14 protein-coding genes are annotated in these 24,190 nt (G+C 51.4%); all 14 read left to right on the forward strand.

The genetic code is table 11. The features are described from left to right. Positions 1 to 255 precede the first annotated feature (255 nt). The 14 genes from DFP98_RS14560 (at position 256) to DFP98_RS14625 (ending at position 24,187) form a co-directional block, all read left to right on the forward strand. Positions 256 to 4,542 carry an S-layer homology domain-containing protein gene (locus tag DFP98_RS14560; protein ID WP_246016536.1) on the forward strand — a complete coding sequence of 1,429 codons (4,287 nt, stop codon included), beginning with the start codon at positions 256 to 258 and terminating at the stop codon, positions 4,540 to 4,542. A gap of 234 nt (positions 4,543 to 4,776) precedes the next feature. Continuing rightward, the gene (locus DFP98_RS14565) at positions 4,777 to 6,915 is read left to right on the forward strand and encodes a transglycosylase domain-containing protein (RefSeq protein WP_116061337.1); all 2,139 of its coding nucleotides are present in this window, start codon (positions 4,777 to 4,779) and stop codon (positions 6,913 to 6,915) included. Between the two features lie 183 nt (positions 6,916 to 7,098). After that, a complete protein-coding gene (locus DFP98_RS14570) occupies positions 7,099 to 7,284 on the forward strand; it encodes an S-layer homology domain-containing protein (RefSeq protein WP_116061338.1) in 186 nt (61 codons plus the stop codon). 216 nt (positions 7,285 to 7,500) lie between these two features. Then, positions 7,501 to 8,910 (forward strand): glycoside hydrolase family protein, encoded by a 1,410-nt coding sequence (locus DFP98_RS14575; protein ID WP_147310190.1) that lies wholly within the window; start codon positions 7,501 to 7,503, stop codon positions 8,908 to 8,910. Positions 8,911 to 9,000: 90 nt separating this feature from the next. Further along, a complete protein-coding gene (locus tag DFP98_RS14580; protein WP_116061340.1) occupies positions 9,001 to 10,161 on the forward strand; it encodes a trans-sulfuration enzyme family protein in 1,161 nt (386 codons plus the stop codon). A gap of 42 nt (positions 10,162 to 10,203) precedes the next feature. Next, positions 10,204 to 11,619, forward strand: a complete 1,416-nt coding sequence (locus DFP98_RS14585) for a Sapep family Mn(2+)-dependent dipeptidase (protein ID WP_116061341.1) — start codon at positions 10,204 to 10,206, stop codon at positions 11,617 to 11,619. A 26-nt stretch (positions 11,620 to 11,645) separates the two neighbouring features. After that, positions 11,646 to 12,458 carry a phytanoyl-CoA dioxygenase family protein gene (locus DFP98_RS14590; RefSeq protein ID WP_220377104.1) on the forward strand — a complete coding sequence of 271 codons (813 nt, stop codon included), beginning with the start codon at positions 11,646 to 11,648 and terminating at the stop codon, positions 12,456 to 12,458. Between the two features lies 1 nt (position 12,459). Continuing rightward, entirely contained in the window at positions 12,460 to 15,672 is a 3,213-nt protein-coding gene (locus tag DFP98_RS14595) for an alpha-mannosidase (protein ID WP_116061343.1), read from the forward strand. 141 nt (positions 15,673 to 15,813) lie between these two features. Next, the gene (locus DFP98_RS14600; RefSeq protein WP_181917695.1) at positions 15,814 to 17,625 is read left to right on the forward strand and encodes a sensor histidine kinase; all 1,812 of its coding nucleotides are present in this window, start codon (positions 15,814 to 15,816) and stop codon (positions 17,623 to 17,625) included. After that, positions 17,600 to 19,234, forward strand: a complete 1,635-nt coding sequence (locus DFP98_RS14605; RefSeq protein ID WP_181917696.1) for a response regulator transcription factor — start codon at positions 17,600 to 17,602, stop codon at positions 19,232 to 19,234. Before DFP98_RS14600 ends, DFP98_RS14605 begins: the two co-directional genes overlap by 26 nt. Positions 19,235 to 19,312: 78 nt before the next feature. Continuing rightward, entirely contained in the window at positions 19,313 to 20,398 is a 1,086-nt protein-coding gene (gene bglB / locus DFP98_RS14610) for a beta-galactosidase BglB (protein ID WP_116061346.1), read from the forward strand. Between the two features lie 168 nt (positions 20,399 to 20,566). Next, positions 20,567 to 21,535, forward strand: coding sequence for an ABC transporter permease (locus DFP98_RS14615; protein ID WP_116061347.1), 969 nt, complete (start codon positions 20,567 to 20,569; stop codon positions 21,533 to 21,535). A gap of 25 nt (positions 21,536 to 21,560) precedes the next feature. After that, entirely contained in the window at positions 21,561 to 22,478 is a 918-nt protein-coding gene (locus DFP98_RS14620; RefSeq protein WP_116061348.1) for a carbohydrate ABC transporter permease, read from the forward strand. Between the two features lie 86 nt (positions 22,479 to 22,564). Continuing rightward, entirely contained in the window at positions 22,565 to 24,187 is a 1,623-nt protein-coding gene (locus DFP98_RS14625) for an extracellular solute-binding protein (RefSeq protein ID WP_116061349.1), read from the forward strand. Positions 24,188 to 24,190 lie beyond the last annotated feature (3 nt).

The raw sequence follows: 24,190 nt of genomic DNA on the forward strand, positions 1-24,190 counted from the left end.
TTCAAAACAGTAAACAGAAATTACGAATAAGTAATCCTTTGAGGCCGCCTTGATGTTGGGGAAGTTTCTTTTATGGTTAAATCGGTACTCTTAAACTGTGTGATCCAATTAGGTGTCGTTACATCCGGTCATCCCGAATAGTCGCTTAAGGAGTCGACAGATCCCGTGGCTTTCTCTGTTTAGTCTGTGTTTAGGGTGCTCTACTATAATGGAAATTGACGAAAAACAGCGAAGAATAGAATGGGAGGCGACAAGATGTCGACAAGTAAAGAGAAAGAGACCGGCAAGAGGTTCGGTCATAGAAGTAGAAAGGCGATTTTTCTTGTTTTTGCATTTCTGCTGGCGCTGCCGGCGATGACGGGGGGGAATATTGCGAATGCGGCATCCGATGCGAGCAGTTGGACGCTCGTAGACGACGGCGAACTTATCAAAGATAGGTCAAAGAGTCTTTACAATACCGACCTTATCGAGTATAACGGAGACCTGTATGTCCTATGGTCGGAAGATGCCGACTTAAACGTTCTCATGCATGCGATGAAATATGATGGAAGGGATTGGGCTTCCGTAGACGAGCCTCAAACAGGGTGTCCCGCCGGATGCCTGAATGCGTACGGGAATGAAAACAGGTTCGCAAATAAAGCGGTTTTTCCTTCGCTTGCCGTATATAAGGGCAAATTATATGCCTCTTGGTACGAAGGCTATCTCACATTCGACTATCGAGCCAGAGTCAGACAGTTTGACGGGACGAATTGGACGACGGTAGATGGCGGTACGTTGAATATGGCGCCTGGATTGTCGTGGGATCCGCGAATAACGGTTTTTAACGATGAACTGTATGCGATATGGCAAGAAGGTTCCCAAATTCAAGTTAAAAAATACGACGATACGGGAGCGGGATGGCAAGTTGCATCTCCGACGCCAAGTCTGAGCGGAAGTGGGGCAGGAAGCCCTCAATTGGCCGTATACAACGGTTCTCTGTATGCCGTGTGGCGCGAAGAATCGGGCACGCAGGGCGTGCAGAAGATCAAAGTGAGCCGCTATGTCGGAGGAAGAGACTGGGAGTCGATAGACGGCGGAGGCTTTGGTTCCGATGTGGACACGTACATCAACCATCCGAACGTGGCCGTATTCGGGGACAAAATGTACGTCGCTTGGTCGGACAACAACAAGGCTATTCGGGTCAAGTCCTACGACGAAGAGAACGGGTGGCAATGGGCGGATGACAATGCCGGGTTGAATTACACCGCCGGAAGCAACGTTTCCGTTCCGAAATTAATCGCATACGACGGCCTATTGTACGCCGCTTGGGTCGAGTCGAATACCGTCAGGGCGAAAAAGTACGACGGCATCAGCTGGACGAGCGCAGACAGCGACCACGGGCTTAATGCCCGGGACAACTCGACCGCCAACCATCCTTCGCTCGCCGTATATGGCGGCAAATTGTTTGCGGCATGGACGGAGAAGTACGATGGCAAAAACCAGGTTCGAGTCGCAAAAATGCCTGTGCTCGAAGCCCCCGACGCCCCGCAGTTCGTGACGGCTGTCGAGGGGGACGGCGAAGCGACGGTCAACTTTTATCCGCCGGCGAGCAACGGAGGCAGTCCGATTACGGAATATACCGTAACGTCGGAGCCTGAAGGAATTACGAAGAAGGGCAGTACCAGTCCGATCAAAGTGACGGGTTTGACGAACGGACAGAGCTACACCTTCACCGTGACGGCGAAGAATGCATTAGGAACCTCTGAGGCATCCGATCCTTCAAACAGTATAACGCCGAAGGCGGGCTTTAAAATCTTCGTGTCCGGCGGAATGGATGAACCAGCGGACGTGGCTGCCGACGACGATGGTAACATCTATGTTACGGATTCTGAAGAAGGTCAGGTTCTCAAATACGATGCGAACGGCACGCTCCTGTCGGTGTGGCAGCAGATTGACCCGAGTTCGGAAGTTAACTTCAATGTGCCTGTCGGCATTGCCGTAAGCGTGACCGGAAGCGTCTATGTGGCGGACAAATTGAACGCTCGGGTGTATTCTTTCAACGATAGCGGCAGTTTGGTGGGAATAATGGGCGAGAGCGGCGAGTTGACCGCTCCAAGCGGTGTAGCCCTAGACAAGGTTAGCGGCAAAGTCTATGTTGCAGACTCGTCCCAAATCAAAGTGTACGACGCGAACGGCAGCCTTGAAGGAACGTGGGGAGACGTTCCGGGCAACGGAGCGGGACAATTCCGTAATCCTGTGGGCATCGCGGTAGACGCCGACGGCAATGTCTATGTCGCCGACACCGGAAATCATCAAATTCAGAAGTGGGACGCTAACGGCCAATTCGTTAAAAAGTGGGGAAGCATAGGCGCTTTGGACGGTCACTTCAATAGACCGGGCGGGGTCACTGTGGATGGAGACGGGAATGTCTTCGTCGCCGATACGTTTAACAATCGGATTCAGAAGTTCGATTCCGAAGGCAATTTCCAGATGACGTGGGGAATGTTAGGAGATGACGAAGGCCAATTTGTTTTTCCTCGCGGCATAACGGTAGACAATTCTGGCAATGTCTATGTTGCGGACACGGACAACAGCCGCATCCAGATTTTGCGCAAAGGTCCGTTGCTGCCGACGATCACGGCTCAGCCTTCGAATACGACGGCCGCCAATGGCAGCGCAAGTTTTAGCGTTACGGCTACAGGAACGGGATTAACCTACCAGTGGCAAGTGTATTCGGCCTTGTCCAACAGCTTTATGAACGTGCCGGAAGCGACAAATTCGACGTTGACGCTCGTCCAATTGTCTGCGTCAGATAGCGGGGCACGGTACCGGGTGATTGTCAGCGGTAGCGGAGAGTCGGTGACGTCGTCCGAGGCGACGCTGACCGTAGACGGCGCGGCGGCGAATCCTGCGAACAACAGCGTAACGGCGAATACCCTGACGGTCAAGGTGGGCGCAACCATTACTCTGAGCGCGACAGGCGATCGGCAAGCGGCGGATGGAACCGTGAACGGGGACGAAAGGTACGTTCCGACGACATGGACGTCTACGGAAGAATCCAAGTCCGGCGCGTTCGAATGGAACGACGACGTCAACGGCTACGTCTCGTCGTACGTGACTACGGGGACAGGAAGCTTCGTTGTCACGGCAACGTTCCGGAAGCAAAGATGGAACGGCTCGGAATGGGTGGACATCGTTGGCTCGACGTCGACGAGCACGGTGAGCGTTACTGTGAACGCCGCTTCACCGGGAGGCGGATCCGTATCACCGGGAACCGCGCCGTCGACAGGGCCGGCCGCGGGAACCGAGGACAGCAATGCGGATATTCTCGTCAACGGTAAAGCAGAGAGCGCAGGCAAGGCAACGACAACCAGGATGAACAATCGGAAAGTTACGACGATTGCGATTGACGCGGACAAGCTGGACAAGCGTCTAGCCTCGGTAGGAGATCGTGCGATCGTAACCATTCCGGTCGGCGGCGATTCCGATGTCGTCATCGGAGAATTGAACGGCCAAATGATCAAGAATATGGAGGGCCGGCAGGCGATTCTGGAAATCCGAACGGATCGCGCGACCTATACCGTACCTGCGCTGCAAATCGACATCGATGCCGTTTCCAAAGAAATCGGCGCTTCGGTGGCCTTGAAGGACATCAAGGTACGAGTCGAAATTGCCGCATCCTCGGCAAGTACGGTACAACTGGCGGAAGGCGCCGGTACCAAAGGGGATTTCACTCTGGTTGCCCCGCCTGTAGATTTTAAGATCACAATCTCGTACGGCGATAAGACCATCGAGATCGCGAAGTTTAACGCTTATGTGGAACGGACGATTGCGATTCCGGATAGCGTAGATCCGAACCGGATTACGACGGGAGTCGTCATTGAACCCGATGGTACGGTGCGCCACGTTCCGACTAAGATCATCGTTGCGGACGGCAAGTATTATGCACGAATTAACAGTTTGACCAACAGCACTTATTCGGTCGTATGGCATCCGCTTGCTTATAGCGATTTGGCGGGTCATTGGGCGGAAGAAACGGTGAACGATATGGGCTCGCGCATGGTGATCGAGGGGACGGGCAGCAGCACGTTTAGTCCGGACCGAGACATCACCAGAGCCGAGTTTGCAGCAATTGTCGTTCGCGGATTGGGACTCAAGCTGGACAAAGGCACAACGCCATTCACCGATGTAGCGGCATCCGACTGGTATGCCGGTGCGGTGAATGCGGCATACAAATACGGCCTGATTGACGGTTTCAAGGACGGCAAGTTCCGTCCGAATGACAAGATTACGCGGGAACAAGCCCTGCTGATCATCGCCAAAGCGATGGCGATAACCGGATTGAAGGAGAAGCTTCCGGCGAAGTCCGCAGATACCCTGTTGAAAGGCTACGAAGACAATTCGTCCGTGTCCGGTTGGGCGCGAAGCGGAGTGGCCGACAGTGTGCAAGCCGGCATCGTGACGGGAAGAAACGGCGCGACGCTTGCTCCGAAGGCCTATATGACCCGGGCCGAGGTCGCAGCCATCGTTAGTCGCCTGTTGAAGGAATCGGGCCTCATCTAATCTAATATCGAATATGAGAAAAGCCGCTTCCGGCCGACGTTTGCAGACGTTGGCGGAAGCGGCTTTTTAATCGGGGCTCCCGGGGCTTATCATGCCCTGGCGCTTTAGACCGCTCCTGTGTTCTTGAGAAAATCTTCATTTGACTATAAGGCGAGTTTTTTTCATTATTATTTTAGACTTGAAACCATCTTTTCTGGTTAATGATACTTATTACCACAGTTGGAGAAGACATCTATGACAGAACAAACAACATTACTTAAGGAACAAGGCAATAATCGCGGAGCGTCCAAAGTGGCGGCGTTCTCTGGTATCTATAAATTTCTTGTGAGATTCCGGATTTGGATACTTGCATTCCTTCTTGGACTTATGTCGCTTGTGGCTTTCGCAGCCTACTGGGTCAGCTCTCTTGATATTGAGAAGCTTGTCGTTCCAGTGTTAGCACCTACTCAATTGATAGATAAGAATGGGGAGCCGAGCTCCCAGATGGTTTCCGTCAAAATCGAGCCCGTATCGATCGACCAAATTCCGCTACATATGCAGCAAGCCATCGTCGCCGTAGAGGATAAGCGGTATTACGATCATACCGGAGTGGACGCTTTCGGCATCATTCGAGCTGCATTCCGCAACGTGAAGGAAGGCGGCGCAGCACAAGGGGGAAGCACGATTACTCAGCAGCTCGCCAAGAACGTTTTTCTAACAGGGGAAAAAACGTTCTCGCGAAAGCTGACTGAAGCGGCCTATGCCCTCAAGATCGAATCTACTTATAACAAAGACCAGATTCTCGAAATGTACTTGAATCAAATTTACTTTGGAGAAGGCCAATGGGGAATACAGAGAGCCGCTAAGCGGTATTTCGGCAAAGAGACGAAGGACTTGACGTTATCCGAATCCGCCTTATTAGCCGCATTACCGAAAGCTCCCAGTCGTTATTCTCCGCTTAAGAATAAGGAACTCGCATTGGAGCGAAGGGACCTTGTACTCAGCTTAATGCGAGATGGGGGCTTTATTTCGAATGTTGAGTATAACCAAGCGATCGTTGAGCCCGTTCAGGTACTTAAAGAAGCTCCCTTGGAACATCAAAATGATTTGCTGGGTCAATACGCTTCATATACAGACGAAGTGATCGATGAAGCCATTGAATTATACGGATTTACCGAGCGCCAGTTGTTGGCAGGAAATCTTCTTATCTACACGGAACTAGATCCGATCGTTCAGAGTGCGATGGAAAATACGTATCGTAATGAATCTCTGTTTCCCGATAGCGCCCCCGATCAACTCGTACAGAGCGGAGCGGTCATTATGGATCCTTCTACGGGTGGAGTTCGCGGAATCGTGGGGCAACGGGGCGAGCATGTATTTCGCGGTTTTAATCGTGCGACGCAGCTTGTAAGACAACCAGGCTCGGCATTCAAACCGCTGATGGTCTACGGACCTGCTTTGGAAAACGGCTATGAGGCGAAGTCGATGCTGTACGATGGTCCGTTAGATATTAACGGTTATAAGCCGAATAATTCAGATCATCGAACTTTAGGGCAGGTATCGCTTCGGGATGCAGTTATTCATTCGAGGAATATTCCGGCAGTTTGGTTACTGAATGAGATCGGTCTGCAAACCGGAAAAACGTTTGTTGAGAAGCTCGATATCCCACTGGGCGAAGAAGATAATAACTTAAGTTTGGCGCTGGGAGGTCTTTCGCAAGGGTTATCCCCGCTTCAATTGGCGCAAGCCTACAGTGTTTTTCCTAATCTAGGTACAATGGCTCCAGCTCATACGATAACCAAAATCACTACGACAGATGGACGAGTTTTAGCGGAAGCTAAACTCGAATCGGTGTCGGTTATGTTACCGAATCATGCTTATGCCATGACAGAGCTTTTGGTCGATGTTGTGCGAGATGGAACAGGAAAGAACGCGGCTATGAATCGTCCGGTGGCAGGAAAGACGGGAACGACACAGCTTCCGCAAAATAAACAGTTCGCTGGGATTGCCGGAGGTTCCAAAGATGCATGGTTTGTCGGCTACACGCCGGAATTAGTTGGAGCGGTCTGGCTTGGTTATGACACTACGGATAGCAAGCATTATTTGACCACATCAGGTGGACAATATCCTGCTTTAATTTTCAAAGAGATGATGTCGTTGGCTTTAGAGGGTGTTCCAATCTCCGAGTTTAATCGTCCCGCGACTGGGCAAATAAGCAAAGGGAACGGTCCTAAAGAAAATATGAAAGGGGATAAGGGGAAAAAAGAAAAGGATAAGAAAGACAAAAAAGATAAGATCGATAAGAAAGATAAGATGGATAAGAAAGACAAAAAGGACAAGAAAGATAAGCAGAATATTGATAAAAAAGAACGGAAAGGGAAGAGAGAGGAGTAAATAACGACTACGAGTCATATCAAAATGCACAACTAAAATAAGAGCGAGACGGTAGCCTTCACAGCCTCCTGTCTCGCTTTGATTAATCCTGTGAACCCTTATCCTTATGCGGATTTGGGCTGTTTGTGCGCAGTTCTTTTATTATTCTTTTATTGGACGAGCTTAAGATGAAGATAGAGAGAAATGTTGGAAACCGGAGGACGGATTCGGGTATGGATGCGGGTGGCGCAAGCGGGAATCATTAGCGGTAAAGGGGGCGGGAAATTCGATCCCCATAATAAAGCCACACGCGCAGAAGCGTTGCAGATCATTTTGAATGTGTTGAAGCTCAACCCGCAATTGAAGGCACGGTTGGATTCGCTTAACTAATAGCATGAGAGACCGCGAAGCCAAACGGCTTCGCGGTTTTTCACGTCCGGCCCGTCGATCGTTTAGTAGAGCAACAGGCTGCCAGCACTACCGGCAGCCTGTTTGCTGTGTCTAAGCAGGAGATACGCAAGAAACCTAATAAAAGAACAAAATCGCACGATGTTAAACGCTTTCACCCGATTTTATACTGGGGATGACCATGAAGAAGGCCATAAAATGAGCAATAGCAGAAAGGATGCTAATGGAATGGTTGTCAAAACGGTATACGCCAGCTCAGTCGCGACGTTGGACAGCAACGTTTTTACGGGTGGCGGCACAAACGTCACGCGGCAGCTTCAGGAGGTTCTTGACAGAGCCCTAGTAGACGGAGGAATTCATCTGGTGATGGATGGCGCCGCGCTAGTGAGCGGACTTGTCGTTCACTCCAATACCACGATCGAATGTCTGACTAAAGACTGCGGTTTCTTTTTGGACGAACAGTCCAATTGCTCCATCGTTATTAACGCCGACCGGGACAAAAAGGTGATCAAGAGTCGCAGCATCTCGCTGTTGGGCGGCACTTACAATCACAACGCCCAAAACCAGCTGCATCATGCCCCCACCGACCAGCGCGACCTTGTATTCGGTACGCCCGGTGAACCTGATTTTTTCGACGGCCGTTTGGTGATGGCGCTAGAGTTTTATGGCGTGGAGTATTTGACGATCAAGGATATTACCATTCGCAACCAAAGATCCTGGGCAGCTATTATATGTAATTGGCGTCATGTGGTCGTGGAAAACGTGCATATTGATCTGATCGACCACATGAGCGGACAGAATCAGGACGGCTTGCACTTTTGGGGGCCGGGGCGTTTCCTTACGGTCAAAAACCTCAGCGGACGTACGGGAGACGATATCCTTGCTCTTGCCCCGGATGAGCTTGATCGGGAATCGGATATTACCGATGTAGAAGTCGACGGGGTGTTCATGGACAATGTCGATCAGGGGATCCGCCTGCTCAGCAGGGCCAAGGGACGTCTCGACCGGGTGACTATCCGCAACGTCAGCGGGACCTACAAGTGCTTCGGATTCTATATCAATCCGTGGTTCAGCGAGGACTATGGGTCTTTCGGGAATATTGTGATTGAGAACGTCGATCTGCGTCAGTCGGAACCTAATTACCATTATACGAACCCATTCCTTTTCCGCATCGGTGGGAATATCGAATGTCTTACGCTCAAAAATATCCGGCATCATTTCCCGAGCGACGATCGTCCGATCGCCGAGATCGGCATTCCGTTTGTAGATAAAAAGAAAAACATTGAAAAAGGGCAGGGCCAGCACATTCATACAGTCATCATTGACGGCCTGACTATTCTGGAGGAAGGCGGCGCCACAGCCAACGCCGAGTATATCAAAGTGGCGGGCCCTGTGGAAAATCTGGTGCTGAAAAACGTCATGGCCGTACGGAAAAATGATGCGCCTTGCGGCAAAATCGTTTCCATTGACGAAGAAGCGGGAAGCGTTGAAAACCTTCTGATTGACGGGGTTTACAGCAAAGGGTATGAATGCTTCGCCGATACGCGAGGCAAAGCTTCCAACGTTGATATTCTGAATACGATATGCGACGGCAAGCCTTTGAAGTGAGTAGGATCTGCCTTTTCGAAAGGGGCCATAGGTTGGCTCCTTTGTTATACGTAGGCTGCACACAAATTCGTTGGATAGAAGGTGTTTCGCGTGAGTGTTCATCCCGGCCAAGAAACGTGGAGCAAGGAAGATATTTGCGCGCATCTTGGAGACGATTACGACCGGTTTCTTGGGGCAATCGTCCCGCCGATCTTTCAAAATTCACTTTTTACGAGGAAAACGGTTAATCACGGCTATACCTATACTCGCGTAACCAATCCCACGACCGAGATTGCGGAGACCAAAATCGCCGCTTTGGAGGAAGGGGAGGAAGCCAAATGTTTCGCTTCCGGCATGGCCGCGATCACATCGACTCTGATGAGTGTGTTGGAGCAAGGAAGCCATGTCCTATGTCCGAGAAGCGTCTACACGCCTACACGCGCTTTTCTGGAAAACTATATGCCCCGTTTCGGCGTGGAGGCGACCTTTGTCGAATCGGAGTCCGTGGAAGCGTTCGAGCGGGCGATTCGCCCGAATACGAAGGTGATTTTATTGGAGAGTCCGGTTTCCAACCTGTTCACGCTTCAGGACTTGGCGCAGTTGGCAGGGTTGGCTCGCGCGCACAACCTTACGACCATCATCGACAACACTTGGGCCACCCCCATGTATCAGAATCCGATTCGCTTAGGCATCGACCTGGTCGTTCATTCCGCCTCCAAATATATGGGAGGGCACAGCGATATCGTCGGAGGCGTCGTCGTCGGTCGGAAGGAGACCTTGACCGAAATCATGCATCGCGAGAGAGGCTTGTTCGGCGCGATCATGGACCCGCATCAGTCCTGGCTGCTGCTGCGCGGTCTCCGCACCCTACCGCTCAGGATGCGTCAGCATCAGGAAAGTGGGATGAAGGTGGCAAAGTTTCTCGAAGAACATCCGGCCGTGGAACGCGTATTTTACCCGGGCCTTCAGAGCCACCCGCAATTCGAGCTCGGCCGTAAACAAATGTCCGGTTATTCCGGGCTGATGAGCTTCGTACCGAAGGGCAGCGTCGAGCAAATCAGGGCATTCATAAAGCAATTAAGCTTTTTCGAGGAGGGGCCGAGCTGGGGCGGATTCGAGAGCCTTATCAATTCTCCCGGAGTCGGGATCTCCGAGGAAGCTTCAAGCCTTACCGGCATTCCTTCGGGCCTGGTCCGAATATCGGTAGGCTTGGAAAAGGCGGAGACGCTGATCGACGATCTGGATAGAGGCTTATTCGCAATGAAGGCTTAAAACGGCTTCCGATTTATCGAGAATAAAAGAGCAAGGCAGGGGATGAAGATGCTGATCGGGGGCGAAATGGCCCAATATCGGAATGAGATCGTCCATCACATTTCCGAATTAGTCAAAATACGAAGCGTTCAAGAGGAAGCCGAGCCCGGCAAGCCTTATGGCAGCGGGGTTAACCGGGCTTTAGAGTACATGCTCGAATTAGCGTGCTCGATGGGATTTGCGACTAAAAACGTTGACGGATATGCCGGCTATGCGGAATACGGGAGCGGCGAGCGAATGACGGCGGTTCTGGTTCATTTGGACACGGTTCACGAAGGAGAAGGCTGGACCTATCCGCCGTTCGGAGGCCTGATCGAGGAGGAGCGAATCGTCGGCAGAGGGGCATCCGACAACAAAGGACCGGCTGTTGTTGCGCTATATTGCTTGAAGGCCATTCGCGACCTTGGCCTTCCGATCCGCACCCGAATTCGAATCATCTTCGGAACGAACGAAGAAAGCGGAATGAAGGATATGGACTATTATTTCTCCAAAGAACCGCAACCGGACTTTGCCTTTGTGCCGGATGCAGGCTACCCGTTATTCAATGTAGAGATGGGCAACGCGATGATCCGGATCTCCCACACTCGGGATCGTCGTCAAGGGAGCGGCTCACTCCAAATCGACAGCCTGACGGGCGGGATGCCGCTGATTATGGCGCCGGAAAGGTGCGAAGTCCGGATCGCCTCCGGGCACGTCTCTGAAGGGAAATGGCACGAGTTGTTGAACCGTCGAACGAACCTGCAAGCGGAGATGGGAGCTGACGGGTATATCGCGATTACGGCAAACGGAAATACCGCTAACCAACCAAGCGGCAATGCAATTGCAGATATGATGGAATGGCTCGCCGGTCTCCCATTTAGAACCGATGCCGATCCGTTCATTCTCTTCCTGAACAAAAAGATCGGACATGACACAAGCGGGAAGGCGCTGGGCATCCACCGCAGCGACGAGGTTTCGGGACCGACGCTTGTCCTTCTCAAGCAAATTCTCACAGAAGGAGATACCCTGACTGCCATAATTAACGTTCGTTATCCGGTAACCGAGGATGGGGATCGGCTACTCGGCCTCGTCGCGGAGCAAGCTCAATTGCATGGGCTGCAGATGACGATTACCCGGCATCTCCGTCCAGTGTATGTCTCTCCCGACCATCCCGTCGTTCGCACTTTAAGTCGAGTGTACGAACGTGCGACCGGAGAGAAGGCCGAGCTGTTAAAAATGGGAGCGGGCACGTATGCCCGAAAGCTGAAAAACAATGGCGTCGCCTTCGGTGCCGGACTGCCAGGCGGGGTCGATAACAACGTGCATCGGCCGGACGAGTTTGTCCGCATCGAGGATATGATGAAGCATGCGGACATCTGTCTACAGGGGTTATATGAATTAGCGATACAAGAAATAAATCCGTCCCTTACACAAATTTAGAAGATAATTTAGAGGAGATGATCGACATGAATTCCCACTTGATGCAAGCAAAGAAACATTACGATGATTTAGGCTATGCGGTTTTTCCCGATGTTCTGGACGCGGAAATCGTCCGGGAAGCTCAGGAGCATATCGCTTGGCTAATGAAGAAGTATCCCGACAAGCGTCCCGAGCTGCTTACTCACGACTTGGTCGCCAAGGATCCGTTTTGGGTTCGCCTCATCAGCGACCCGCGTCTTTTGGACATTGTCGAGCAGTTCATCGGCCCCAACATAGCCTTATTCGCTTCCCACTACATTTGCAAGCCTCCGTACGAAGGTCGGCCCGTACTGTGGCATCAAGACGGAAGCTACTGGCCGCTCGAGCCTATGGAGGTAGTTACCTTATGGCTTGCGGTAGACGATTCTGTAAGGGAGAACGGCTGCTTGCGGGTAATTCCCGGCACACATACGATGCAGCTGCAGCAGATGCAGCAGAGGACGGACATCGACAACGTGCTCGATTCCGAGGTGGATCCTTCGCTTGTGGACGAAGCCAAAGCCGTCGACTTGATTTTGAAGGCGGGAAGCGTGTCCATTCATAATCCGAATATTATCCACGGCTCCGAAGCGAATCATTCCGCCATGAGGCGATGCGGATTAACGATTCGTTATATTCCGACGACGACGCAAATCAAGTCTAAGGGCCCGTGGGCGTCCGCCTTCTTGTTGCGAGGGGAAGCGGTACCGGGGATAAACACGTATTTACCTTACCCCAGGTACGTAGAGGGAGAGCATATGCCTTTTCGCGGCTGCGAGCAATGGCAGGGGCATTCGATGACTAAAGAAGGTGAAAAATGAGATGAATGCATCTGCACGATTATCGGAACTGGCTGAGAAGATCGACCGGCTGCGCAATATGTTTCGTTCTAAGAAAGAGCAGCTTCAGGCGATCGCTTCTCTGAGCAAGTGGAGCTATACGAACCAGATTGTACCCGTGGAGCATTGCTCCGCGCAGCATCGCGAGTGGGAGGAAGCGCGCATTCGCTTCGCATGGCCCCCTCAGGAAAGCGACAAGACTTTTTACCTCCAAGTCCGGATTCCGGAGGAGTATATGGGCCTTAAGCTCGTCGGCTCCGAGGCTCTTCTCGAGATTTGCCTGCTGATCGGTTCGAAAATATATATTAATGGCGAGCTTGCGTATGCGGTCGACTATTGGGCCGATACGAAGGTCGTGCCGATCCCGCTGACTGGCGCGGTGAACGGGGACGAAATATACGATATCGTCGTTCACTGCCGCAAAGGGGACGGTTTGGGTTACTTTCACGATGCGGATCTTAGAATCGGCGCCGTCGAGGAATGGCTATACACGCTGGATACGTTCTCGGAAGAGCTTCGCTTCGTGCTCTTCCTGCTGCAAAACGGGGATGCCGATGCAGAGGGCCATATCCGGGCAGTCGAGGACGCCTTGGACAGCTTTGCTTACGCCGCTCTGGAGGAGAATCGCTGGGAGGAGCTCGGGCTGTCCATTGCGTCGGTGCGGGAGAAGCTTCATTCGTTCGAATCGTATGCCAAACAGTACCGGATCTATCTGGTCGGACATGCTCATATCGATATGAACTGGTTGTGGCCTTGGGAGGAAACGGAGGATTTGATCCGCCGGGACTTTGAATCGGTTAACGCCATCCTGGAGGAATTTCCGGACGTCTGTTTTTCGCATAGTCAAGCCGCCACGTACAAGGCCATGCAGGATCGCTACCCGGAGCTGTGGGCCAAGGTAAAGGCGCGGATCGATGAAGGACGCTGGGATGTAACGGCTGCGACATGGGTGGAAGGCGATTTAAATATGGCCGGCTATGAGACGATGGTCAGACAATTGAGCGAAGGAATCTCGTATTGCCGGGAACAACTGAATGTATCTCCGGAAATTTGCTGGGAGCCGGATACGTTCGGGCACCCGGCAACGATGCCGGATATTTTGTCCCTGGCGGGGCTGAAATACTATTATTTTTGCCGGGCAGGCAAAGGGATTCCGATTTTCTGGTGGGAAGGGGAGCACGGCTCTCGCGTGCTCGCCTTTCAGGACCCCCGTCATTACAACGGCAGAATCTATGCCTCGGACATCGTTCCGGGCACGATCGAGATGGCCCAAGACTTCGGATTGGCCTGCAATATGTACGTCTACGGAATCGGCGATCATGGGGGCGGCGTGACCAAGCAAGATATCCGCAGGGGAATGAAGCTGAACGAAAGCCGTCTTTTGCCTCGTTTCATATTCTCGGGCAGTACCGCGTTTTATCGGGATGTGGAGCAATCCGGCGCCCGCCTCCCCGTAATTCAAGGGGAGCTGAATACGGTTTTCGAAGGCTGCTACACGTCTCATGGCGATATCAAGCGAGCGAATCGAGAGACGGAGCATGCGCTTGTTCGAGCGGAAAGCTTATCCGGCATTGCCGCCGCTTACTCGCTTGTATCCGGAACTGAGCCGACGCCGACCGCGGAAACGGAGCAGGCGCTGCGCGAGCCGTGGCGCACGCAATGCTTTAATCAATTTCACGATATCGTTTGCGGCTGCGCCATACAGCTGACTTATCAAGACGCGGTGCCCGCGTCCCGGAACGCCTATTCGATTGCCGAGAGCCAAGGTCGGCTCGCAATGGAGCGGGCATTCCCTAGTCGCGAACATCGCAGCGGCTTCGATCAGGTCATTACCGTCTTCAATTCCCTTTCCTGGAGCCGGACCGATATCGTCACGCTGAGAGGATGCGATTATCCGCAGGTGGAAGGTTGGGAGACTGGCGATGCATTGATCGATTCCTCGGGGAAACGGTCGCCGATCCAAAAGCTGAAGGACGGCTCCGTCGTTTTCTTGGCGGAAGGAATTCCTGCCTATGGCTTCTCTTCTTATCGTTATTCCAAAGCGGTTTATACCGAAGTCTTCAATACGGAAATCGCCGCGGGAGCCGGAAGGACGCATGTGATGGAGAACAGCCGTTATCGTCTCTCCGTGCACAGCGATTCCGGCACCCTTACAAGTCTCTACGACAAAACGCTTGCACGAGAGTTATCAAGCGCGGCCGGCTTTAACTTATTCGAGGTGCACGACGAAGCCCCGCACGGCATGTCGGCATGGAGCATCGGTCCGATCGCCCGGATCCATCGTCTTCTTCGCGGAGCGAAAGTCTCCGTAGAGGATAACGGACCTGTGGTTCAATCGATCTCCGTTGTTCACCGTCACAGATCCTCAGAGATCCGACAGGAAATTCGGCTGTATGCCGGAATCGAACGAATCGATTTTATGACCTGCGTCGACTGGCAGGAGAAGGGGACGGCGGACACCGACGCTCCGATGCTGAAGGTGTCGTTCGCAACGCAGCTCAAATCGCCGGATGCCGTATTCGATATTCCTTTCGGTACGATTCGGCGGGAGGCTGACGGACAAGAGGTGCCGGCCGTTCATTGGTCCGGTCTCTCGGAAGCAGCCTCTCCTTTATCCTGCGGGGTCGCGTTGCTTAATAACGGGAAATACGGATGTTCGGTCCAAGGCTCGACGATGTCGCTGACGCTTCTAAGAAGCTCGTACGAGCCGGATAACCTTCCGGATATCGGGTTGCATGAATTTGCCTATGCGATATATCCCCATTCGTCCGACTGGAAGGAGGGACAAGCGGATCGAAAAGCTTGGGAGTTTAATCAGCCCTTGGCCGTTCATATGAGCGAATCGGATGATGGACAATTAGCGGAATCGTTCGGGGCGATCCGAATCGAGGAGTTCGGTTCTTCCGGCTGGCAGCCGTCCGAGGGCGTGATTGCAACGGCGTTCAAGCCGGCTGTCGGAATCCCCGGCTCACAGACGGATTACGCGATTCGGCTCTTCGAGCCCTACAAAAGACCGACGCGTGCTCGGATCGTCTTCTCGTTCCCCGTCGAATTCGCGGAAGAAGTGAATCTGGTGGAAGACAAGATCAGGCGCCTGTCTCTCGATAATCCTCGTATTCTTGATCTAGGCTCGTTATTGCCGGGAGCGATCGTCACCCTCCGTCTACGAGCCGCGATGCCCGATAGCTCGAATTAAGGAGGTTTGGAATTGGAAAGATCGGGGGAAACTCCCCGGTCTTTTCTTCTGCATTCGTTCTCGGAATAAATAGCGGCACGGAAAGCGCCTATGTTAAGATGACAGAACCATTTATCTTTTCAAGACGGGCGGTGGACAACGTTGATTCCAATAGCGGTTAGTTTACGCGATATGAAGCTCCGCACGAAGTTTTTGCTGTCCTTCGTTTTGATCATCTTGATTCTGGTGTTGACGATCACGACAGTCATTTACAAAGTATCGGTGAATACGATCAAAACCAATACGTCCAACTATTCCCGGTTTCTAAACGAACAAATCGGCATTAACCTGGAGAAGCGGACTTCGGAAATCGAAGATCTGGCCTTCGAGGAATTCAGAATTTCGAATCTGGGCCAAGCTCTAACTCAGGAAAGCGATGACAATTCCGAACATGTACTTCAGAGCAGAGAAATCGCCAACTATTTATCCGATTTGCTCTATTCACGAGAATTTATCGTTCAAGCCGCTTTTATCGAACCGAACGGCGTTCCCCATAAAATCGGGAGAACGTTCGATTCCAATTTGATTGAGCGCGGACTCGACGAGGTCGACCTGGAGAAAGTGAAGCAGAAGAGAGGCAAGGCTTTATGGGTCCCGGGTTCGAGAGGAACCCTATTAATGTTCAAGTCTCTCTACGAATTAACGACGGGCGTTTATGTCGGGACAGTGATCCTGGGTGTCGAAAGCAAACAAATCGAAAGCATCTATACGGAAATCAATCGGTTAACCAGCTCCGGCATTTTGATTTTGAACGAGGATAACCAGCTTATTAACAGCGGCGGCATCGTTCCGGAATTATCCGCATTTTTTCTGGACAATCGCTTTAACTTAAATAGCGACAGCGCTACCGAATCTTTTCGCTGGAATAAGAGCGACTATTTATATACGGTTCTTGCGACATCAAGCGATAAGTGGAAAATCGTTCAGATCATTTCGGTAGCCGAGCTGACGCGGGGGACGTCCGTCATTAAGTATTGGACCATCCATATTACGATCATCGCGTTGATTGCCGCCTTTCTGCTTGCGGCCTTTTTGTCCAAAAGCATAACGGGCAACGTCAGGCTGCTTTTGCAAAGCATGACAAGCTTTACGATGGATTTCTCTCATAAGGTGATTGTGCCGAAAACCAGGGACGAAGTGGGACTGCTGGCGGAAAAGTTCAATCTGTTGACCGAAAAAATCAGCGAGCTTGTTCATACGGTCTATAAAGAAAAGCTGCTTAAGCAGAAAGCCGAGTATCGAACGCTGCAGTTCGAATATAAAGCTTTGCAGGCCCAAATCAATCCGCATTTTCTATACAATACGTTGGAATCGATTTACGGATTGGCCAAGCTTAAGGGCGAGGAGCAGATCGGGGAATTGATTTATTTGCTCGGCTCGTTGCTGCGCGAAAGCATCGGGAAGAAAGGCGACATCATTCCGCTAAGAGAAGAGCTTGATTTTATCCGCAAATATTTAAACATTCATCAGATCATTTACGAGGATAAAATCGAGGTTCGCTATGAACTCGGCGAGACATGGATGGATTGTTCCGTGCCGAAATTTATTTTGCAGCCGATTGTAGAGAATGCGATCAAGCATGGAATCGAAGAAAAACCGGGGAAAGGGACGATCCAAATCGCTTGTCGATCCGAAGGGGAGACATTGCTCCTGGAAGTCACCGACAATGGAATCGGCATGGACGAAGCGATGATCGACAAAGTGATGAACCCCGGGAATTACCCCGACCTGCCCGTTAAGGATAAACATACAAGAGTGGGCATCGTCAGTGTCCACAAACGCATCGGGATCCTGTACGGAGGCGACTATGGATTATCGGTTCGCAGTCTTCCCGGCGAGTATACGACGATTCAAATCCGATTGCCTATTATGTGGGGAGCTGAGCCAGATGAAAAAGAAAGTCATCGTAATTGACGATAAGCCGATTATCGTGAGATCTATTGTCCAGACGCTCGACTGGGATCGTCTGGGCTGCGAAGTGGTCGGTCATGCGGAGGATGGAATAGAAGGCGAGCGTCTGATTCAGAACGTGCGCCCCGACATTCTCATTACGGATATTCGTATGCCCGGCCATGACGGCCTGTATTTGTCCGAATTCATGAGAACGTATCTACCGCAGTCGAAGACGATTATCATCACCGGTTATCAGGAGTTTGAATACGCGCAACGGGCGATTCGTCTGGGTGCATTCGATTTTATCGTAAAACCGATTCGCAATGATGAGCTTTATAAGATTGTAGAAGCAGCTGTCCGCGAGATCGATGCGGTGCGGTCCGAGAAGCTGGCCGTAGAGCAACTGGGCCGCGAATACAACGATCTGGAGCAGCGGCATAACAGCAGCTTGCCTGCTTTACGCAGTCAATGGATGACGGCCCTGATCCGCGGAACGGCGATGGACGAAGAGGGTTTTCTTGCTAAGCAGAAGGAGCTTGGGATTCATTACAGCCGGTTTGCGTTGATCGCACTAAAACCGCTGCAGTCGGGAGTCCAAGAACGAGATCCCGCTAACGTCGCCTATCGCGAACGGATCGTAGACACCGTACTGTCCGCTTCGGTTAAATATGAGCTCCAAGTCATCCCTGCTTATTGGAACGACATAGTCTTGTTCGTCTGCCTGTTCTCCCGCATTCCAACAACGCGCGAAGCGCGAATGAAATTGAAATCGCTTGCATCGGATTGGCTTGAGCGTATTCAGCGATTAAACGGAGTACGTTCCCATATCGCTGTAGGGATGCTCCGAAAGTCGCTGAAGGAGCTGGAAGAAGCCTATAGTGAAGTAAGAGGGTTAATTGACTCCGGCTTTTTCCTGGACGATGACCATATCTTGCTGCGAGATTCGGGTTCGGAATCCCGGGCAACCGGGAAATTTTCCATTATGCAAGATCTAGAACAGTTTAACCGGGTCCTTGAGCAATCGACCGCGGAGGAAGTTATCCGTTACTTGGAACGATTTGTAGATCAGATTCGAGTCTACAGCGAAGGCAACATATTGGTCGTAAAAGGACTGCTGTCGGAGGTTTGTATCGCAACGGCTCGTTATTATTTCCGCTTGACCGGGGATGAGTTCGGACTTGGCAAAAGCATCGATCAGGTGCTCGACGACGTGTTCCGTTTAAATAGCCTTAAGGAAGCATCGGATTACTTGGCAGATTGGGTCGGGGTCGTCAAGCGCAAGGTAGTTGTCGGGGACAAAGAGTACAGCCTAATGGTCAGGAAGGTTATAGACTACATCAACACGCATTTCTCGGAAACGATCAACCTGACCTCTGTCGCCGAGCATTTCGGAATCAGCCACAGCTATCTCAGTCGGCTGCTGCGGACGGAAACCGGCATCAATTTCGTTGACCTAGTGTCTAAGGCCAGAATCGAAGCAGCCAAACGGCTGCTTCGAGATCCCAAATATAAAGTCAATGAAGTTGGCGAGTTGGTCGGATATAAAGAGTATGCGTATTTCTATCAAGTATTTAAGCGAATCGAGGGGCGTTCGCCCAAGGAATACAAAAATGCAGTTAAAGAAAACTAATAAAAGCGTAAAAATCCCGTATGTAAACCTCCTTTGCCCTACATTAAAGTGGGAGATGAACAAGGGAGGAGAATACGGATGCTGAAGCAGCAACTAGATCGGAATGAAATCGAAGCTTTGATCCAGAAGGTCATAACGGGCATGCAAAACCTTGAAATTGGAATCCAGGAGGACACGCCTGTAAGCATCATTTCGATGGAGAAGTGGGATTGGTCGCAAGGAGTCGGGTTGTTCTCGTTGTATCGGTATTATTTGGAGACGGGAAATGATTCGATCCTGACTTATTTGACGGAATGGTTCGACAATCGTATTCGGGAAGGGCTGCCCGCGAAGAACGTCAATACGATGTGCCCGCTGTTAACGTTAAGCTACCTTTACGATCTGACGGGAAACCCCGACTATTTGCGGATCTGCGAGGAATGGGCAAGCTATGCAGCCAACGAGATGCCGCGAACGAAAGAATTCGGCATTACGCATAACGCGATCGATAATCCCAATCAGGGCGAGCTGTGGGACGACACTTTGTATATGACGGTACTCTTTATGGGACGAATGGGAATCCTGCTAAACAAAGATCATTACGTACAGGAGAGTATTCGTCAGTTTCTCGTGCACCTCAAGTATTTGACGGATCCGCGGACCGGCTTGTTCTTTCACGGCTGGACGTTCGAGGGCAATCACCATTTTGCGGAGGCGCTATGGGGACGGGGGAACGCATGGTATACCGCCGGGCTAGTCGATTTTCTCGACATCGTTCAGCTCCCTCTGGGCGTCGAGCTCTTTCTCCTGTCCTCGCTGGAACGTCAGGTTCAGACGCTCGCAGAGTACCAGTCTTCCAGCGGAATGTGGCACACGCTGTTGGACGATCCGCTTTCTTACGAGGAAACGTCGGCGACCGCCGGATTTGCATACGGAATTCTGAAAGCGGTCCGCATGGGCTATTTGAGCGAGTCGTACAGGGAGAGCGGGATGAAAGCCATGCATGCGGTGATCCGCAAAATAGACGATAAAGGCACGGTGCATGGCGTTTCTTACGGAACGAGAATGGGACGCACTTTGGATTTCTACAAGCAAATCCCGCAATGTCCGATGCCGTACGGTCAATCGATGGCCCTGTTGATGCTGGTCGAAAGCCTGAGGCATGTAGAGGATGATCAATGCTAGTTTTCGCGGGTCCTAAGTTAAATAACTAATAAAAAGTAAAGATTGTTATATTTGAAACGCTTACATTCCTTCTTATACTTGTCCCATAGCACTTGTGAGGGGACTTGAAGGCGGCTGCAATCAATCCTTTTAACTGCTTCATTTTTTCGATAAGGAGGGATTCGAAGTATGGCGGAGAAGGGGCGTTCCGCAAGCTTGAGCATACCGGGCAAAGCCGAAGCCCCGGCGACATTGGGGCCGTTCCGGAAGGAATTACGAAGAAACTACGACCTGTATCTGCTGCTCGTTCCCGGATTTTTGTTTTTCTTGATTTTCTCTTATATTCCGATGGGCGGCTTGGTTATTGCATTCAAAGACTACAACCTCTTCAAGGGAGTTTTTGCAAGCGATTGGGCAGGAATGACGCATTTCAAGGAAATGCTGGAGATCCCCGCTTTCTGGCAGATGGTTCGAAATACGTTGACGTTAAACGTTCTAAGTCTGTTAATCGGCTTTCCGGCCCCAATCCTGCTTGCATTGATGTTAAATGAAGTCCGAGCCAAATACTTCAAGAAGATTTCTCAATCGCTTCTTTATTTGCCTCACTTTATGTCTTGGATCGTGCTTGGCGGCATTGTATACAATATTTTGTCTCCCAAGTACGGGATCGTGAACGAGCTGCTGCGGGGAGGCGGCTTCGAGGAAATTTACTTTATGGTCGATAAGTTCTGGTGGGTTTTCGTTTACACGCTTTCGGGCGTGTGGGCGGCAGCCGGCTGGGGGACGATCATCTATCTGGCGGCCATGACGGCCATCGATCCGCATCTCTATGAAGCGGCGGTAATCGACGGGGCAGGTCGCTTCCGTAAAATCTGGAATATTACCTTACCCGGCATCATGCCGACTGTCGTTGTCTTGCTGATCCTGAACATCGGGCAAATGGTCTCGATCGGTATCGAGCAGCCGCTGGCGCTCACGAATCCCGTCGTCACCGATGTATCGGAGGTCATCAGCACTTATATCTATTCCGTCGGGATCAAGCAAGGCGAATTCGGTCTGACGACCGCCGTCGGCATGGTTCAGTCGGTTATCAATCTCATACTGATCCTTGGAGCGAACCATTTGGCCAAGAGGATGGGACGCGAGGGAATATGGTAAAGCGAGCTTCGGAAGGAGATCAGCTATGACGCACTCCAAAGCGCAGGCACAGTCGAGGAGAGTTTTCCGAAAATATACGCCGGGTGAAATGACCTTTAATGTAATCAACTACGGTTTGCTGAGTTTGATTACGTTCGCCTGTTTGTTTCCTTTTCTTAATGCAGTTGCGAACGCTTTCAGCAGCAATCATGCGATCCAGAGCGGATTGGTAACTCTGTTCCCGGTGGAATGGCAGTGGAACGCCATGAAGACCGTGCTGGGCGACGCGCAAGTCATTCGATCCTTATTGGTAACCGTTTTCATCACAGTTGTCGGCACATCGCTGAATTTGCTGTTTACCGTCATGACCGCCTATCCGCTGTCAAGAAGAGATCTAAAGGGTCGCACGATCTTCATGAACTATATGATCGTAACGATGCTGTTCAGCGGCGGCTTGATTCCCTTCTTCCTGCTGGTGAAGTCGCTCGGTATGCTCGACACGCCGTGGGCGCTCATTTTTCCCGGATTAATCAGCTCATTTAACGTCATCATTATGAAGACCTTTTTGCAAAATATACCTGACGAAATGCGCGAAGCCGCCGTTGTCGACGGCTGCGGCAACATCCGTTACCTGATCCGCATTATCCTTCCGTTGTCTGGCGCTTCGCTCGCAACGATCGGTTTGTTCTATGCCGTGGGTCACTGGAATTCCTACTTCAATGCGGTGCTGTTTATTAACGATGCCGACTATTATCCGCTGCAGGTAAAGCTGAGAAATATTCTGTTGCTGGCGCAGATGGATACTTCACTCGAGACTCTGCAGCAGCAAAATCAGCTGCAAATTATAGAGGAATCGTTAAAAGCCTCGACTGTCGTATTTGCTACATTACCGATTCTGATCGTTTATCCGTTCCTGCAGAAGTACTTTGTCAAGGGGGCCATGCTCGGCTCCGTCAAAGGCTGACAGGGAATAGGGGCTTCTTTCGTAGAAGTTGCCGGAAGAGCTTCCCTTAAACATATACCTGTAGATTAGAAAAGGGAGGAATAGAAGTGAAAAAGGGTTTTATGCTGAGTTTGGTTCTCGCCATGATCACGACTATCTTTGCAGGCTGCGCTAAGAGCAATGAAGCCGGCAGCGGCGGTTCCGGGAACGCAACGTCCTCGGCTTCTACGTCAACGCAATCTGAGACGAAGTCATCCGAGAAACCGCAGAAGGTACGCGTCTCGCTCTGGGATCGCTCCAATTCACCGGACGGAACGAAGATTACGGACAGCATCATCGTGAAGTGGCTGCAAGAAAAAGCTTTGAAGGACGAAAATCTGGAAGTGGAATACGTCACCTTGCCCAGATCGCAGGAAACCGACAAGCTGAACGTGTGGATGGCTTCCGGAGGGGCTCCCGACATAGTCATTACGTACAATGCCGGATTGGTCTACCAATATGCCGAACAGGGCGGAATTTGGGAGCTCGACGACCTGCTTGATCAATACGGTCCCGATATCAAGAAGCTGGTCCAGCCGGCACTTGATGTTGCGGGCACCTATAAAGGCGTACGCTATGCGATTCCGGCTCTTCGGATGAATCAGAGCGGCGGACCTTCGATGAAAATCCGTCAAGACTGGCTCGATAAGCTTGGCATGCAGGCTCCAACCACACTTGATGAGCTGTACACCGTTCTTAAAGCGTTTAAGGAAAAGGATCCCGGCGGCGTAGGCAAGGAGAACGTCGTACCCTGGGCCTTGCCGACCATTAACCAATCGGCGAAAGCCTTCTTCTTTGGTCCGATGTGGGGTGCCGGCGTGAACAGCGGTCCGGGCTTGGTGGACCTCTATATGCCTCAAGGCAATCTGGTGGACGGTCAGTTCCATTCGGCCATCGACACGCCGGAAGGCAAAGAGTTCTTCGCCTTTATGAACAAGCTGTACAAAGAAGGGCTTATTTCCAAGGAATTCGTAACGGACGTTAACTCGCAGAAGTTCACTCAGCAAATGACGACTGGGCAGGCCGGCTTCGTTGATTCGAACGAAGATCCTTATATCATGACTACGAATACAAGGAAATCGGTCCCCGAGGCCAAGTGGGTAACGGTCATGCCGTTCAAACGGAAAGACGGCACCCAGTACATGGACAAGACCGGCGCTCAAGGATTGTTGAACATGATTCCGAAAAGCACCAAAAATCCGGAAGCGGCGGTTAGATATCTTAATTTCTTGGCCAAAAACATAAGCGTCGTCCAGAGCGGCTTCGAGGACGTTCACTACAAGGTCGACGACGGGCTTCGGATTCCAATCGATCCAGATAAGAATGCGAAGGAAATCGGGTGGTATCTCTCCGACCTGAACCTGCTGACACAGGGCTATATGGGATCCCCGACGAAGGAACAGCTTCTCAAATTGGATCCCGATCCGGAATATGCCGAATTAATGGCGCCTTTCTATGAGCAATTCCAGAAGTATGGCGGATCGGGTCCGGGAATCGACAGCCCTCGTCCGGTTGCCCAGGAGAAATCCGTTAACCTTACCAAATACGCGTATGAGGCGCTCTCCAAAGCGGTCATCGCTTCCGACTTTGAGAAGGAATGGACGAAAACGCTGGACGGCTGGATCAAGCTCGGCGGACGCGAATACGATCAGGAAATTACCGAGAAGCTTGCTGAAATCAGAAATAGGTAAATC

This window comes from Cohnella phaseoli (assembly GCF_003386235.1).
Lineage (GTDB): Bacteria > Bacillota > Bacilli > Paenibacillales > Paenibacillaceae > Cohnella > Cohnella phaseoli.

What these genes read in the sequence shown, in the direction of transcription:
- DFP98_RS14560 (WP_246016536.1), top strand. Translation starts at nt 256, where the DNA reads ATGTCGACAAGTAAAGAGAAAGAGACCGGCAAGAGGTTCGGTCATAGA.
- DFP98_RS14565 (WP_116061337.1), top strand. Translation starts at nt 4,777, where the DNA reads ATGACAGAACAAACAACATTACTTAAGGAACAAGGCAATAATCGCGGA.
- DFP98_RS14570 (WP_116061338.1), top strand. Translation starts at nt 7,099, where the DNA reads ATGTTGGAAACCGGAGGACGGATTCGGGTATGGATGCGGGTGGCGCAA.
- DFP98_RS14575 (WP_147310190.1), top strand. Translation starts at nt 7,501, where the DNA reads ATGAGCAATAGCAGAAAGGATGCTAATGGAATGGTTGTCAAAACGGTA.
- DFP98_RS14585 (WP_116061341.1), top strand. Translation starts at nt 10,204, where the DNA reads ATGAAGATGCTGATCGGGGGCGAAATGGCCCAATATCGGAATGAGATC.
- DFP98_RS14590 (WP_220377104.1), top strand. Translation starts at nt 11,646, where the DNA reads ATGAATTCCCACTTGATGCAAGCAAAGAAACATTACGATGATTTAGGC.
- DFP98_RS14595 (WP_116061343.1), top strand. Translation starts at nt 12,460, where the DNA reads ATGAATGCATCTGCACGATTATCGGAACTGGCTGAGAAGATCGACCGG.
- DFP98_RS14605 (WP_181917696.1), top strand. Translation starts at nt 17,600, where the DNA reads ATGAAAAAGAAAGTCATCGTAATTGACGATAAGCCGATTATCGTGAGA.
- bglB (WP_116061346.1), top strand. Translation starts at nt 19,313, where the DNA reads ATGCTGAAGCAGCAACTAGATCGGAATGAAATCGAAGCTTTGATCCAG.
- DFP98_RS14615 (WP_116061347.1), top strand. Translation starts at nt 20,567, where the DNA reads ATGGCGGAGAAGGGGCGTTCCGCAAGCTTGAGCATACCGGGCAAAGCC.
- DFP98_RS14620 (WP_116061348.1), top strand. Translation starts at nt 21,561, where the DNA reads ATGACGCACTCCAAAGCGCAGGCACAGTCGAGGAGAGTTTTCCGAAAA.